The sequence below is a fragment of the Paenibacillus sp. UMB7766-LJ446 genome, from assembly GCF_030226665.1.
In the GTDB taxonomy this organism is placed as follows: Bacteria; Bacillota; Bacilli; order Paenibacillales; family Paenibacillaceae; genus Paenibacillus; species Paenibacillus vandeheii.
Genome location: NZ_JASOYM010000001.1, coordinates 927188 through 942484 on the forward strand (window position 1 = coordinate 927188; position 15297 = coordinate 942484).

Below are 15297 nucleotides of genomic sequence, written 5' to 3' on the forward strand. Positions count from 1 at the left end.
GGATACGCATGATGATGCACAGTGGCACGAAACTGCTCCGTTATGTTCAACTGCTGGATTCGGCCCTGCCCATTGGCGGGTTCTCCCATTCGTTCGGTCTGGAGGCATACACTCATGAAGGCAGGATACGGACCACTGCCCAGCTCGAACAGTTCATTCGCGGCCAGCTTCATTCCAGCCTCGTGCGGATCGATGGCCTCGCCATCAAAGGTGTCTACCAAGCTATCGAGCAACAGGACGCCGCCCTTCTGGGCCTTTATGACAAACGCGTACACGCCCAGCGGACCCCCAGGGAGCTGCGGGAAAGCGGACACAAGATGGGGAAGCGATTACTCAAGCTCGCGAGGTCACTTTACCCATGGATGGACTTTTCTCTAATCGATGAAGCCATAAAGGATCACGGTGCCTTTTGCGGCATCACAACGATTCACGGCTACATCAATTATCAACTGGAAATCGGACTGGACGAAGCCGTCACTGGACATCTGTACACCTCTGTTAACGCTTATGTTAATAGTGCTCTGCGTCTTCTGCCCATCGGGCAAACCGAGGCACAGATGCTTATTCAGAAACTTTTGAACGATATTGATTCAGAATGGTCTCAAATCCGGGATAACGACCCGGAAGATATGCACAGCTTCGGTATTGCCCAGGAAATCTATGCCATGAGGCATGAGAGTCTGCCAGCCCGTCTGTTCATGTCCTGACTATATTTATTTAATTCAAAACCAAGGAGGAATTTGTTATGTGTGGAGGAGCTAATCATACGCATCATGCAGGATGGGAACGTAAAGTATTTGATCGGAGTCGCCCGATGCGAATCGGAATCGGCGGGCCGGTAGGTTCAGGAAAAACAGCCCTGGTGGAGAAGCTGTCCAAGGCATTGCGCACACGCTACAGCCTGGCCGTTATTACCAATGATATTTACACGAAAGAGGATGCCGAGATTTTGCTGCGTCAGAACGCGCTCGCACCGGAACGCATTATCGGTGTAGAAACAGGGGGATGCCCGCATACCGCTATTCGAGAGGATGCCTCAATGAATTTCGAAGCCGTTGATGAATTGATCGAACGCTTTCCTGACCTGCAGCTGATCTTTATCGAAAGCGGTGGCGACAACCTCTCTGCTGCGTTCAGCCCGGAACTGGCGGACGTATTCATTTATATTATTGACGTGGCTCAGGGTGAAAAACTGCCTCGCAAAGGTGGTCCGGGTATTACACGCTCAGACCTGCTGCTGATTAACAAGACTGACCTTGCTCCTTATGTTGGCGCAAGTCTGCAAGTGATGAAGGATGATACCGAACGGGTACGTGAAGGAAGGCCATATGTGATGTCAAACCTGATGAGCGGTGAAGGGGTATCCGAAATTGTCCATTGGCTTGAACATCAATATATGGATGACGATGCTTCCGCTGCGCATCTGCATACGCACACCCATGAGCACGGTACGACACACAGCCACTAATTCATCCTCCTCTCTACATGGAGTTGAACACGGACTGAATTGCAGTGCCGGAGAGGCCGTGATACGCCGCAGCGAGCTTCGGGCCACTTTCGCTCTTCAAGGCGGGCGCACCGTCATGACTGATCGGTATTATAGCGCCCCTCTCCGGTTCAGTCGATCCTTTCGACCTCCGGGTGGCGGAGATGAATTATGTATATACACTTCAGACGTCTCTCCAGGCGTGCTGAACGGTGATCATTATCGATCCGAATGGCAGTTGGGCCAGAACACTCACGTAATGCTAAGCAGCACATCAGCCACGAGGCTTCATCCCACACCTACTGTTCCGTCATCTGTGAACCATCACTTCCGACTGGAACAAGGAGCGGTGCTGGAGTACTTTCCTGAATGTGTTATTCCGTTTAAAGGCAGTTCATCCTCACTCACCACGACCTTTGAGCTGGGGGAACAAGCCGTACTTGCGTATGCGGATATCTGGTCCGCTGGACGAATTCATCGAGGGGAAGCCTTTCAGTTCAAGCGTTATCGCAGTCTGACAGAAATCTGGCAAGGGAAGCAATTAGCCGTCTGGGATAGCTTCGGGCTCGAACCAGAATCCGATGATCCGAAATCATCCGCAGCGTTGTTAGACTACACCCACACTGCGGCTTTATGGATGATTGCCCCTGGATTGGGTGCAGCACAGCTGGATTCCATACGGTCCATTCTGCCCCCAGATGGTCGCATGCTTGCCGGGGCCAGCTTGCTCGCTACAGGCGGGATTGGTGTTCGTTTGCTCGGAATAGCAGCCTGGGAACTTCAGGAGCAGTGCCTACAGATTTGGAACACTCTTCGACCCGATCTTTTGGGGAAACAAACGCTGGCTTTTCGCAAATAAACGGTTTTAATTCGATCCGACGAGCCATTCGAAAACTCATTATGTGCACTGTTCTAAAAAACCAAAAACCTCTGGACAGCTTACCGAATGGATTCGGATCTGTTCAGAGGTTTTTGAGCGTATCCAAGCTAGCCGGTCAAATCACACTTGGAGCTATAACGTGTCGTCGTCTTCGGGCGTATCCACTCTCTTGTAGCGAAAGTCATCTGGATCTTTGCCTTCCTTGGATTTGCGGTAACGGGTAAATTCAATATATTCACTGATAAAAGACTGTTCCACAGTCGATAATTCACTTTCCTGGCAATCTAATTGCCGTAACACGTCAAAAAAATAATCCTCCCGTTTTTCCCGCACCATCGCCTCCTTGGATGGACGGCCAATCATGAGCCAGTCCAGGCTCACATTAAAAAACGCAGCAATTTCAATGAGTTTATTCGTACTCGGGACAGATTTGCCGCGTTTCCAGTCACCCAGATTACCTGTGCTAATCTTCAGTTGTTTACAGAACTCTTTCTTGGTCATCCCTCGCTCGGCAATTAGATGTTCAATTCGCTCATAGATCGACTGCATACAGAACTTCCTCCCATCCGAATCACTTAAAAATTTTACGTCTCTCCAATTCATTGCCGAACAAATGATCAAAACCGATTATTCCATAATATTACATAAAAATTGTAATGAAGAGAAGTGCTTAATCTTTCCGCTGCACCGATTCATCCGCTACCGGCTTATCTTCTCCATTGTAACGAAAGTCGCCTGAATTTTTGCTTTCCTTGGATTTACGATAACGGGTAAACTCAATATATTCACTGATAAAAGACTGTTCCACAGTCGATAATTCGCTTTCTTGGCAATTCAATTGCCGCAACACGTCAAAAAAATAATCCTCCCGTTTTTCCCGCACCATCGCCTCCTTGGATGGACGGCCAATCATGAGCCAGTCCAGGCTCACATCAAAAAACGAAGCAATCTCGATTAGTTTATTCGTACTCGGAATAGATTTACCGCGTTTCCAGTCACCCAGATTGCCCGTGCTGATCTTCAGCTGTTGGCAGAAAGCCTTCTTGGTCATTCCTCGTTCGGCAATCAGGTGTTCAATTCGCTCATAGATCGACTGCATACAGAACCGCCTTCCAACCGTAATAATCATTACATGTACCTAAATTATACCACAACCTTCCTGAATCCTCAGCCTTTTAATCCCAGGAATACGTTCTGGTATTTCTCATAACACAAAGATAGACTCCCATGAATAATCATGAGAGTCTATCTTATAACGTCTGTTGCTGTGATGCGGTCGAGAGGACTCGAACCTCCACGGGTATACACCCACTACCCCCTCAAGATAGCGTGTCTGCCATTCCACCACGACCGCATATTTAATTGTAAAAATGGTGAGCCATGAAGGGCTCGAACCTTCGACACCCTGATTAAAAGTCAGGTGCTCTACCAACTGAGCTAATGGCTCTTGCTGTAACTTCACCGGATGTGCCATGCGTAACTCTTTTGTTCAGGAGCTATGACTTTATGAGGATTCCTCATCAGGATTGTACATCCCTGAGGTGGTGAAGATAATGACCCGTAGGGGATTCGAACCCCTGTTACCTCCGTGAAAGGGAGGTGTCTTAACCCCTTGACCAACGGGCCTTATTAACAAGTTGTCTTTCTTGGCGACAAGAATGAGTATATCACAGGCTAAATAAAATGTGCAACACTTTTTTTCGATTTTTTATTCTCTCCTTTTTACCCCTTCTTCATGAGCTTAAGAGCCTACTCACTCCAAAATCTCTTTCACATATTTATCACCGTAATCATCGTAATTTGTAAAATTAATATCAAAAAACTTAAATACACTTACATTCACTTATAATATTGCAAATATCATTATTAGTACTTATAATTAACCTATCAGTTATAAACACGGTCAGCTACGTATAAGGAGGCGGCACGTTTGTTTCAGGAAGAACGAATGCAGCTGATTATTGAGCACCTACGTAAACACAATCGTATTTCAGCTGAGGATATTGTATCCCTGTTTGACGTTTCCCGGGACACGGCTCGAAGGGATCTGATCAAGCTCGAAGAACAGGATGCCATCATCCGAACGCGCGGCGGTGCAATTCTCCCCGTTCCACCAGTTGAGCATCGATCTTATAAAGATCGTCTGCTCCACATTTCCGATGAAAAAAGAGCTATTGGCAAACTAGCCGCTGCGATCGTCCGCCAAGGCGAACAGATTATTCTGGATTCTTCCACTACAGTGCAGACTTGTGCCGAAAATCTGAACGGCAAATCCTGTACCGTCATTACCAATTCCATCTACTCAGCTGAACTTCTCTCCAATCATACAGCTGTCGAGATTCGTTTGCTTGGTGGTAAAGTCGATAAAGAGCAGCGTTATGTCTATGGCACTTCCGTAATCGAAACTCTTTCCCACTATTATGTAGACAAAGCCTTTATCGGCATTGGCGGAATTACGATGGACGGCTTCAGCGCTTCCGAAGAAGAAGGAAAGATCAAGCACAAAATGATGCAAGCTGCGAAACAGGTTATTGTACTCGCTGACCATTCCAAGTTTGATAAGCGTTATGGTTATCGTTTTGCGGACTGGTCACTCGTTGATATGTTAATTACAGATCAATGGCCTTCCCAGGATTGGCGGACCTTTTTGACCGAACAGCAAGTGGAGATTCTCATCCCTGAACCTACAATTGAAAAGGAGTTGTAACATATGAAATTATTTGCTACCGATTTAGATGGAACCCTGTTGAACAGAGACAGTCAGATCAGCCCGGAAAACGCAGCTGCAATCCATAAGGCGCAACAAGAAGGATTGAAGGTTACGATCGCTACAGGACGGGTCTATTCCGACGTATTAACGATAAGCAGCGAAGGCGGAATTAACACACCAGTCATCGGCTCCAACGGAGCTACCATCCATGATGCCAACGGTGAGCGCCTCTTCCATCTTCCACTTGAGCGTGAAACGGCAGCATCCGTCATGCAGTGGCTGGAAGATCATCATTGCTACTACGAGGCCTCCACACAACAGGGAATCTACGCCCCTATAGGCAGTCATGAGGCGATGCTCGCTGAAATGGATCGCATTCTGGGTTCGAGTCCTGGGGAGGATATTGAACGCCTCATTCGAGCTGTTAAGAAGCACTATGACAAGAAAGATTACCACCGCGTTAATTCCCATCAAGAAATTCCTTCCGAAGCTTTCATTTATAATATTATGGCCTTTTCATTGGACCCCGCTCAATTGCAGCAGGGACGCGAATACTTTGCTTCACGCTCCGATGTAGCCATGGTGGTATCCTCTGAACACAACTTCGAAATGCAGCATCCTGATGTATCCAAAGGTAATGCCTTAACCAAACTGGCTGCGCATTTGAACATCTCCATGGAAGATACAGCTGCCATTGGTGATAATTTCAACGACGTATCCATGCTAAAAATGGCAGGACTCGGTATTGCCATGGGCAATGCTGAACCGGAGATTAAGGCGCTTGCCAAAGCTGTGTCGTTGACTAATGTGGAGCATGGTGTCGCACATGCCATTCATTGTGTTCTTGAAGGCAAGCCTGTTTCCCAGCCGGAGACTGTCATTGAAGGCGGTCAGTAATCGCTTCTTGTGATGTTCGGTATGAGGACCTAGCGATCTAACGATGGCCTGGGCTCACCTCATATCAACGGATCGAACGTGAGGCACATCCTGCAATAAAATAATTAGCTGCTCGGCCCGATATGAACCGGGCAGTTGCAGAGTGAATTCAAGCACTGTCTCCTCTCCGGAGTCTGTGCTTGTTTGCTGTTCTGTTTTGAATCCGATTACCGAGATTTTTTCCTGTCCCAGCAAAGCCAAAACGGTTTTGAGGGTGTCCCCTTCCTTTAGCAGTCGAATGGTCAACGTCTCTGTTCTCGCGGATACCAACCAGCGTGTCGGCCGATGCAGCAGCATCTGGGCCAGAACAATAAGCAGCGTTACCCCCGCACCTGTCCAATACAATCCCGAACCAACAGCCAGTCCCATTCCTGCAGTCGCCCAAATTCCCGCCGCTGTCGTCAATCCTCGGACCGTATGGCGCTGTGTGAAGATCATGCCGGCTCCAATGAAGCCGACCCCACTGACCACCTGTGCAGCAATCCTGGATGGGTCAAGCGAGAGATTCACCCAGCCTGCCTGATCCTGAAAGCCGTACTTGGATACTATCATCATTAATGCTGCACCCACAGCAACAACAAAGTGAGTACGTATTCCCGCTTCCTTCATTCGGTTCTTGCGCTCATATCCGATCAACACGCCGCATATGCCAGCTATGAGTACACGCATCAAGTATTCCGTTTCCATGCTCATCACCTCTCTTATGTATATGCTTACATGTATCTTTCTTTACTATTTACCCAATCCTTGACTAATAAAATAGCCGCACTTATACATTCACCGGACGAACTCCTAAATAATTCTCAATGTAGGCCGAAAGAAGCGAGCGGTGCCCTAACTGGCCCCACTTCGTATATTTTGTATCACTTATGGATTGCGTATGCTAATTTAGTATCCTAATACATCACTTCTCTGCCCGAAAGCTCTCCCCATGCCGCTCTCCAAGTCCATAATAATGTCGGAAATTATAAATTAAAGGATTCCATTTCTCTGGGTTAATCTTGTTCAAATCTGATATCAGGCGGTGATGAGCATGTACCTTCAACGCTTTTACTTCCACAATCGCCATGAAAGGCGTGTGTTCGGGAATACGTATGTGTTGTACCGCGGCTTCAATCTGGAGCGGACACTCCGCTATTTTATTCGGCTCAACCAGAACTGAATTTTGAGGCGTCAGTCCAGAAGCAGCAAATTTATCATCACAAAATTCAAACCCCATCCTTCTTTTCTCTTCAGGAACGGGATATTTCCCCGTATAACGTCCCAGTATCTCAACCTGCTCCCACATGGATGCATCGGGCAGATTAATTACACATTCAGGGCGTCGGTTCAGGTTCTCAAAGGCTTTGCCCTGAATACCAATTCCAAGTACCAAGCAGTCGCCGAGTGCCCAGGATGAAGAAAGTGGAGATAGATTTGTTGTCCCCTCTTCGTTTAACGTGCTCAGTAACAATACAGGTGTGCCATAGTACAAAATACTTGGAGTTATCACCTCATGCTGCATCAACTCTCGGTTTGAACCTCGGTGACTCTCTGGTTCAGGACCATCTTTCGTTCTGTCATTTGTATACATTGCTTCTTCCTCCATTCTTCAATCCATCCAGTGATCTCTTGGATCGTCATTCATACACATTGAATTGTAATACACCAATAGTTCAGGTATCATCGAAGTATGAATGCATATCCGAATATATCCGCTGTTGCGTCGTTAGTTGCTGATCCCAGTCGTGCTATTTTTTTGGAAGCTTTGTTGGATGGTCGTGCACTTCCTGCAGGCGAACTTGCTTACATGGCGGGTGTTACCCCCCAAACGGCAAGCAGTCATCTCGCGAAGCTGGTCGAAGGCGGGCTGCTCGTCGTTGAACAGCAAGGGAGACATCGATACTATCGACTTGCAGGCAAGGAGGTTGCTTTTCTGATTGAGACAATGGGTAGTATCGCTGCACCAGTTCAAGTGAGGTCCCTCAAACAGTCTGATCAGCTTCAACATCTGAGCTTTGCTCGAACCTGTTATGGGCATCTGGCCGGAAAATTGGGGATATCGTTGTGCGAAGCTTTATTGCGGGAAGGTTATCTCGAAGAACCTGAGGATGAGCAGGCCAAGGATTACCACATTACAGAGAAAGGGATTCAATGGTTCACTTCTTTTGGCATCATACTTGAAGGTAAAGCCGGATCGCGTCGCGCTATGGCTCGCAAATGTCTGGACTGGAGTGAACGCCGTCATCATATCTCCGGTGTATTGGGAGACGAACTCGGGCGCCGCTTGTCTGAACTGAAATGGACCCGTCAGAAGGCAGGCAGCCGTTCGGTTGAAGTCACGGAAGTCGGCAAGAAGGGTTTGTACGAGGTATTGGGTATTTCATTGTAGGGCGGCAATTAGGCATTCGTGTACATTAGCAAAATGACGATACATCAAAAATCCCCCTACTCACAAACCGTTAAATGGTTCTTGAGTAGGGGGATTATGTTTTGTTCAGAACGAGAGAGAGGGATACTCTCACTTCATTCGAGACTGCGATGTATTCCTTACGAAGCGTATGCTTCGACGAACCTTTAGGGTTCTCATCCCTTGTACAGAGAAGTAAATCAGAACGGAGAGAGAGGGATTCGAACCCTCGCACCGCTTACGCAGTCTAACCCCTTAGCAGAGGGTCCCCTTATAGCCACTTGGGTATCTCTCCAAGAATGGCTCCCCGAACAGGGCTCGAACCTGTGACAACTCGATTAACAGTCGAGTGCTCTACCAACTGAGCTATCAGGGAATATTGATCTTGAATATCCTAAATTTATCATGATTAATATTCCAAGTCAACATGCCTCCGATGACTTTCTTAATAAGCTTTAGATACTCTGAATTCCTAACTTGCCCGCACAACGACCACAGCGATACCGCTTCGGATCCACTTTGCGTTTACGCAAATATTCCGTGCCACAGCTCTTGCACACCAGCTTATAGCGATACGGTAGTGGCTTTCTGCCCTTTCCATCCGGAAGGGACTGACAGAACCTCGAACCGCCCACCTTCTGCAACAAGGCTTTGAATTCCGGGTCCCGGTGTTGGTAGCCGCGTCCACGGATGTGCAGATGATAGTGACACAGTTCATGCTTGATGATTTTCTCAACCTCTTCCCGCCCATAGGCTTCGAGCTGATGAGGATTAATTTCTATTCGGTGACTCTTGAGCATATAACGCCCACCTGTCGTGGTCAGACGACGGTTAAACAGCGCCTCGTGAGTGAACGGAACCCCGAAATGATCCAGCGACACCTGCTCAATCCATTGCTGCAATTCCTCATTTTCCATCGGTTTTCCCTCCTTTCATTCCCCTTGGGCCGTTTGTTTTTCCGCCATAATACTTGAATTTTAACCGTTTCGTAGGCTACACTGTCAAGTAGAATGTATGAGGGGAGATTATTACTCGTTATGCCTACAATGCGCTACGTCATCCTGCAGCAGGAACAGCACTTGCAGTTTGTGGAAATGCCCGCCGATTACGCTTATCAACTCAGTGCGCTCAACCTGCGCCTGCACAAAGAAATTGACAAACTTACCGCAGCAGATGTACCTGTTCTGCCTTGGGCAATCGCTGAATGTGACAATCTTGACCTTCTGGACGAGCAACTCTCCATTATCGGAGGCCTTGATTATATCAATGCCCTTGAACAAAGCTTCGCAGCACTTAGAGAAAGTGAATATCCTTTGATTTCTCTGCTCACTGAAATTCGTGCGCTTCAGGCTCAATTAGAGCAATGGTATGAAGAAGAGATGGAATCACTCTAATCCACTTATGGACTTATTTTTCATGCAGGATGGAACCAAAAGCGCATCTCCTAAAAGCAGGAGTTGTGCTTTTTTTTTCGCCCTTTAATCCATATCCGTATAGATATTGAATTTTCCGTGTTCCTCACTGGTTAATCCGCACAGTCCAGGCTATTGCCACATATGCTAACGTACAGATGAATTATGCAAGAGGAGGAGATACCCTTGCCTCAATGGCTTTGCAATCAACTGATGCGTGCATTTCACAAAAAGGACAGCAGACAGATCAAGCTGCTGAACGAATGTTGGTTCTTTTACCGAAACAAACCGACAAGTGGCACCCCGCGCAGCGCGGACAGCGAACTTTAAGCATCTGACACCACTCTCTTTCGTCCACTTCAAGCTCTCACTTCTTTCATAAAATCCCTTCGAAGAATACAGTACGGGCAACAGTACTATTATAGCTGACAACAAACAGCCTTCCCCTTACAGGGAAGGCTGTTCTCCGAGCATTGTGCTGGATTAGGAAGACTGCTGAGAAGAAGCAGGCTTCTTCATCGTGAGGCCGACACGGCCTTTTTTGGTATCCACATTCATCACCCAAACCGTTACATTATCCCCGACAGATACCACATCCATCGGATGTTTGACGTAACCGTTGCTCAGCTGTGAGATATGGACAAGCCCGTCACTCTTGATGCCGATGTCGACAAATGCACCAAAGTCAATTACGTTGCGAACCGTGCCTTGCAGCTCCATGCCTTCCACCAAATCCTCAATTTTGAGCACATCGGTGCGGAAGATCGGTAGCGGCATTTCCTCACGCGGGTCACGACCCGGACGCTGCAAGCTGTCCAGAATGTCACGCAGTGTAGGTACACCCACATCCAGCTTCACAGCCAGCTGTTCCGGTTGTTGCTCAGACAGAAGAACAGACAGTTCCTTGCTGCCCAGCTTGTCCAGTTCAACCTGAAGCTCTTTAAAGAGCTGATCAACCACCTTATACGATTCAGGGTGAATCGGTGTACGATCCAGCGGGTTCTCCCCTTCGCCAATCCGCATAAAGCCTACGCATTGCTCATAGGTTTTGGCACCCAGACGCGGCACCTTCTGCAGCTGGCGACGATTCGTGAATCGGCCGTTCTCTTCGCGGTATTTCACGATATTTTTGGCAATAGTGGCATTTACACCAGCCACATATGACAGCAGTGAAGGCGAAGCCGTATTCACATCCACACCCACGTGGTTAACTGCGGATTCCACAACAGCCTTCAAGCTTTCTTCCAATATTTTTTGAGATACATCATGTTGGTATTGACCTACACCAATGGCTTTTGGATCGATCTTGACCAGCTCAGCCAGCGGGTCTTGCACCCGGCGGGCAATCGAAGCAGCACTACGTTCGGCAACGTCAAGATCCGGGAATTCTTCCTGGGCCAGCTTGGATGCAGAATACACACTCGCTCCTGCTTCATTAACGATTAGATACACGAGACTTTCGTCACCGTTCTCCTGAATGATCTCGGCAACAAACTGTTCCGTCTCACGGGACCCTGTACCATTACCGATAACAATCAATCCGATATCATACTGCTTGATCATCCGATGGAAGACCTCGGCAGCTTCACGCTTCTTGTTGTGTGGTGGCGTTGGGTACGTAACAGCCACTTCAAGCAGCTTGCCCGTATCGTCGACCACAGCCAGCTTACAGCCGGTACGATAGGCAGGATCGACACCAAGCACACGTTTGCCATGAATTGGTGGCTGAAGCAGCAAATTCCGAAGATTAGCCGAGAATACGGATATCGCTTGGTTTTCACCTTTTTCCGTCAGTTCTGCACGAACCTCACGCTCAATCGAAGGGGCAATCAATCGTTTGTAAGCATCTTCAATCACAGCACGCAAAATGTCCTGAACCGCAGATGCACCCTTGATGATCTGCCCTTCCATATGACGATGAGCCGGTTCAGGCTGTACGTCCAGACCCACTTTCAAAATGTTCTCACGTTCACCGCGGTTAATGGCGAGAATGCGGTGAGGAGGCATTTTTTTGGCTAACTCACGATAATCATAGTAGTTCTCATATACAGACTCCTGCTCCGCATCCTTCGCTTCCGAGGTCAGCATGCCATGGTCGAGCGTATAACGACGAATCCAGGCACGAATAGCAGCATCATCTGCAATATTTTCAGCCAAGATGTCCTTAGCTCCCTGAAGTGCGACCTCTGCATCGTCTACCCCAAGTTCAGCATTAATATAACGCGCCGCTTCCTCCAGGACATTCCCTTGCTTCGGTTGACCCCAGATCCATACAGCGAGTGGCTCGAGACCTTTTTCCTTCGCTACACTGGCACGGGTCTTCCGCTTCTGGCGAAACGGACGGTACAAGTCCTCCACTTCCTGCAGCTTAACTGCCTGGGTGATGGACTGTTTCAGTTCTCCGGTCAGCTTGCCTTGTTCCTCTATAATACGGATGACTTCCACTTTGCGGTCTTCGAGATTACGCAAGTATACGATGCGTTCTTCAATGAGCCGCAGCTCGTTCTCATCCAGCTCTCCAGTCATTTCCTTACGGTAGCGGGCGATAAATGGAATCGTATTGCCTTCGTCCAGAAGCTCCGACGTTGTGCGGACCTGCTTCAAGGACAGTGACAGTTCCTTGGCTACCTGTTTGATGATTCGTTCATGGCGTTCTGCCTTTATTGTTTCTTCATTGGGTTCCAGAACCGTTTCCTGTTCAGACAAATAAATCCCTCTTTCCTTCCTGAATCGTTCAGTTGAAGCTTGTTCAGGGCAGCTTTGCTGCTGTAATTACATTTTGATTGAACCATTTGCTTCAACCACTCTACCCTATATTATCACAAAATCACGTCCAGATTTCCATCATTCCACTGGCATACAAGTTCTGACAGAATTACGTCTTCCTCCAGCCTTCCCCATTACGTCAAAAAAAGACCGAAAAACGTCAACGCGACGCTGTTCGGTCTTCCTCATTAGGACTTTATATGCAATTGAACTCTAAATAAGTGAAACTACTCATTTACACGATGACGGAGAGGACAGAAAAAACCTGAAAAAGCGAAGCGTTCGCCTTTATCCCCGGATTTTCCCCTTAAGAAAAGGGAATCGAAAAAAATCTGGGGATAACAGCGATTGGAAGGTTGTTCTGTCATCGTAGTATCCGTGTAAATAATCTGTAGTTCAACTTATTTAGACCCGTTCGAATCGGAACATTTCACTCAGATAGTCTCCCGATGCACGACCTACGGAGATCCCGCCATACATCAGCGCATCCCCTGTAAACGTCTCGGAGCCGCCTTTGAGGCGATAATCCGCGTTAGGGTCCAGCCCCTTCAACTTCAGACGTTGGAGCGGTGCATTGGGTTCAGACAGCACACGGAAGTAGAATACAACGGCTTCGCTGCCATCTGGTGAAATAAACATCCATGCCGTTTCATTTCCTTCAAACGGACTTAGCAAGCGCCGGAACGTTCCGTATTGAATGGTTCCCCGAATTTCCTTGTACAGCTCTACCTGAGCCTTTACAATGGCATTCTCTTCCTCTGTGAATCGAGTCAAATCCAATTCGTATCCAAAGTTACCGGACATGGCGACATGTCCACGAATCTCTAGAGAAGTAATTCGATTAACCTGGTGATTGGGAACCGCTGAGATATGTGACCCCATTGAACTTACCGGATATACCAGGCTTGTACCATACTGAATACGAAGACGGGATATCGCGTCCGTATTATCGCTGGTCCACGTTTGCGGCATGTAATACAGCATACCTGGATCAAAACGGCCGCCACCACCTGAACAGCTCTCGAACAGGATATCCGGAAACGCTGAAGTAATCCGTTCCATGACTTCATACAATCCAAGCATATACCGATGCGCAGTCTCACGCTGTCTGTCTGCTGGTAGCAATGCAGATCCCACTTCCGTCATATTTCGGTTCATGTCCCATTTCACATAAGTGATCGGCGCAGATCCAAGCACATCGCTTAACATGCGTACAATCTCATCTCGCACATCCTGACGGGAGAAATCGAGTACCAATTGTTGGCGCCCTTCCGTGCGGCGGCGATCCGGCACATGCAGACACCAGTCCGGATGAGCACGGTACAATTCACTGTCAGGCGAAATCATCTCAGGCTCGAACCATAGTCCGAACTGCATGTCCAGACTGGTTACCCGGTTGGCCAAATCATCCAGGCCTTGTGGCAGTTTGTTCTTGTCCACAATCCAGTCACCGAGTGAGGAATTATCACTGTCCCGATGTCCGAACCATCCATCATCCAGTACGAACAGTTCAATACCAAGCTTCTTCCCTGCCTGGGCGATCTGCTCAATCTTATCTGCGTTGAAGCCAAAATAGGTCGCTTCCCAGTTGTTGACCAGAACCGGACGCTCTGCATTGCGGAACTTGCCACGTGCAAGGCGCTCGCGATACAGTTGATGATACGACTGAGACATGCCATCCAGACCAGCATCCGAATAAACCATGACCGTCTCAGGCGTCTGGAATGACTCCTGCGAATCCAGCTTCCAGCCGAACTCAAACGGATTGATTCCCAGCGATACACGAGTGGTGTGGAACTGATCCACTTCCGCCTGTGCAGTGAAGCTGCCGCTATATACAAGGCTAAACCCATAGACTTCACCCTGATCTTCGTCTGTACCCGGTGTCATCAGAGCAATGAACGGGTTCTGCTGGTGACTGCTTGAGCCGCGACGGCTCTCGATGCCTTGCAGGCCGGAAGCAAGTGGTCTGCGAACGATGTCCCGTTCACGCGTCCATGCTCCTGACAGCTGCAGTAATTCGTAATCGGCATGTGGGAAATCAACGGAAGAACTGTGCGCACGTGCAATATTTACCGAGGCAGCGCTCTCATTAACGATACGCATGGAACGCGTAATCGCATTAAATGCCGTAAAGGCCGTGTAGCTAAGTTCTATCTTGATCCCTGCAACACGGTCTTCCAGTTCAACGATGAGTGTCTCCGCTTCATCGTCAGACTCAACATAAGTTGCCGGCAGCCCGGTTAGCGCTGCCTTTCCTTTGATCAGTCGATGGCCTGTATACGTAAATTCCGAAACAGTTGAACCGTTCTCAAGCTGCAATTGGATTGCCGGATTACGGAAATCACTCGTACCGTATACTGGCAACTCTTGCGCCAACGTGTCGAAGGAGATCGTCCGATCATCCGGTACCGGATTCGGGCTGAATGAGGCCCGCTCCGTACGCACATGAAGCCAGCTCAGATCGGTATCACGCAGTCTTTTGCCATAATATAAATGTACCAAATATCCCGAAGGCAGCACCTGAAATACGTAGCTTGCCTTTTGAGTCTGTAGATGAAATTGAAGTTTCTCCTGGTCAATATAAATGCTCATATGTCTCCTCCACCTCTATATATGTTAATTAACGTAAACGGTTTCTCAGGTATCATTATAACGAAAAGACTCTAAATGTTCTACGCTTTCATGAAGCTTTAATCAAAAGAGCGTACCCCAGCC

At 48.1% G+C, this 15297-nt stretch carries 15 protein-coding genes and 5 tRNA genes; 8 read left to right on the forward strand and 12 right to left on the reverse strand.

Features of this window, described 5'->3' with window-relative positions; translation table 11 throughout:
* The first annotated feature begins 8 nt into the window (after positions 1-8).
* From QP794_RS04700 to QP794_RS04710, 3 genes are read left to right on the forward strand one after another with little or no spacing between them, the layout of a single operon-like run.
* The gene (locus QP794_RS04700) at positions 9-707 is read left to right on the forward strand and encodes an urease accessory protein UreF (RefSeq protein ID WP_285075147.1); all 699 of its coding nucleotides are present in this window, start codon (positions 9-11) and stop codon (positions 705-707) included.
* Between the two features lie 38 nt (positions 708-745).
* Entirely contained in the window at positions 746-1468 is a 723-nt protein-coding gene (gene ureG / locus QP794_RS04705) for an urease accessory protein UreG (protein WP_024630701.1), read from the forward strand.
* A complete protein-coding gene (locus QP794_RS04710) occupies positions 1440-2345 on the forward strand; it encodes an urease accessory protein UreD (protein ID WP_285075148.1) in 906 nt (301 codons plus the stop codon). The genes ureG and QP794_RS04710 overlap by 29 nt, the downstream gene beginning before the upstream one ends.
* A 153-nt stretch (positions 2346-2498) precedes the next feature.
* On the opposite strand, the gene QP794_RS04715 is transcribed toward QP794_RS04710, so the two are convergent.
* From QP794_RS04715 to QP794_RS04735, 5 genes are all read right to left on the reverse strand, one after another.
* Positions 2499-2915 carry a helix-turn-helix domain-containing protein gene (locus QP794_RS04715; protein WP_285075149.1) on the reverse strand — a complete coding sequence of 139 codons (417 nt, stop codon included), beginning with the start codon at positions 2913-2915 and terminating at the stop codon, positions 2499-2501.
* 121 nt (positions 2916-3036) lie between these two features.
* Positions 3037-3465: a helix-turn-helix domain-containing protein gene (locus QP794_RS04720; protein ID WP_285075223.1), complete on the reverse strand. Its 429-nt coding sequence runs from the start codon at positions 3463-3465 to the stop codon at positions 3037-3039.
* Positions 3466-3637: 172 nt separating this feature from the next.
* Positions 3638-3720 (reverse strand) — tRNA-Leu (locus QP794_RS04725).
* A gap of 17 nt (positions 3721-3737) precedes the next feature.
* Positions 3738-3813, reverse strand: a tRNA-Lys gene (locus tag QP794_RS04730).
* A 107-nt stretch (positions 3814-3920) separates the two neighbouring features.
* Positions 3921-3992 (reverse strand) — tRNA-Glu (locus tag QP794_RS04735).
* A gap of 304 nt (positions 3993-4296) precedes the next feature.
* Here QP794_RS04735 and QP794_RS04740 point away from each other — a divergent pair.
* Together QP794_RS04740 and QP794_RS04745 are read left to right on the forward strand one after the other, a co-directional pair.
* On the forward strand, positions 4297-5073 hold the full coding sequence (locus QP794_RS04740; protein ID WP_285075150.1) for a DeoR/GlpR family DNA-binding transcription regulator: 777 nt from the start codon (positions 4297-4299) through the stop codon (positions 5071-5073).
* 3 nt (positions 5074-5076) lie between these two features.
* Positions 5077-5973, forward strand: a complete 897-nt coding sequence (locus tag QP794_RS04745) for a Cof-type HAD-IIB family hydrolase (protein WP_079350828.1) — start codon at positions 5077-5079, stop codon at positions 5971-5973.
* A 54-nt stretch (positions 5974-6027) separates the two neighbouring features.
* On the opposite strand, the gene QP794_RS04750 is transcribed toward QP794_RS04745, so the two are convergent.
* A complete protein-coding gene (locus QP794_RS04750) occupies positions 6028-6699 on the reverse strand; it encodes an MgtC/SapB family protein (RefSeq protein WP_079350829.1) in 672 nt (223 codons plus the stop codon).
* Between the two features lie 217 nt (positions 6700-6916).
* Entirely contained in the window at positions 6917-7516 is a 600-nt protein-coding gene (locus QP794_RS04755) for a flavin reductase family protein (protein WP_079351046.1), read from the reverse strand.
* A gap of 168 nt (positions 7517-7684) precedes the next feature.
* On the opposite strand from QP794_RS04755, the gene QP794_RS04760 reads away from it, so the two are divergent.
* On the forward strand, positions 7685-8383 hold the full coding sequence (locus tag QP794_RS04760) for an ArsR/SmtB family transcription factor (protein ID WP_285075151.1): 699 nt from the start codon (positions 7685-7687) through the stop codon (positions 8381-8383).
* 224 nt (positions 8384-8607) lie between these two features.
* Here QP794_RS04760 and QP794_RS04765 read toward each other — a convergent pair.
* The 3 genes from QP794_RS04765 to QP794_RS04775 all read right to left on the reverse strand — a co-directional run bounded on the left by QP794_RS04765 (position 8608) and on the right by QP794_RS04775 (position 9318).
* Positions 8608-8696: transfer RNA gene (locus QP794_RS04765), tRNA-Ser, on the reverse strand.
* Positions 8697-8701: 5 nt separating this feature from the next.
* Positions 8702-8777 (reverse strand) — tRNA-Asn (locus QP794_RS04770).
* A gap of 79 nt (positions 8778-8856) precedes the next feature.
* Complete coding sequence (locus tag QP794_RS04775; RefSeq protein ID WP_024630710.1) at positions 8857-9318, reverse strand: SprT family protein; 462 nt, start codon at positions 9316-9318, stop codon at positions 8857-8859.
* Positions 9319-9438: 120 nt separating this feature from the next.
* Here QP794_RS04775 and QP794_RS04780 point away from each other — a divergent pair, with 120 nt between their 5' ends.
* Positions 9439-9795, forward strand: coding sequence for a hypothetical protein (locus QP794_RS04780; protein WP_053781679.1), 357 nt, complete (start codon positions 9439-9441; stop codon positions 9793-9795).
* A 204-nt stretch (positions 9796-9999) separates the two neighbouring features.
* Complete coding sequence (cmpA, locus tag QP794_RS04785; protein ID WP_090808144.1) at positions 10000-10143, forward strand: cortex morphogenetic protein CmpA; 144 nt, start codon at positions 10000-10002, stop codon at positions 10141-10143.
* A 153-nt stretch (positions 10144-10296) separates the two neighbouring features.
* On the opposite strand, the gene QP794_RS04790 is transcribed toward cmpA, so the two are convergent.
* Both QP794_RS04790 and QP794_RS04795 read right to left on the reverse strand, forming a co-directional pair.
* Entirely contained in the window at positions 10297-12519 is a 2223-nt protein-coding gene (locus tag QP794_RS04790) for a Tex family protein (protein WP_079350832.1), read from the reverse strand.
* Between the two features lie 465 nt (positions 12520-12984).
* Positions 12985-15174, reverse strand: a complete 2190-nt coding sequence (locus QP794_RS04795; RefSeq protein WP_285075152.1) for an alpha-galactosidase — start codon at positions 15172-15174, stop codon at positions 12985-12987.
* Positions 15175-15297 lie beyond the last annotated feature (123 nt).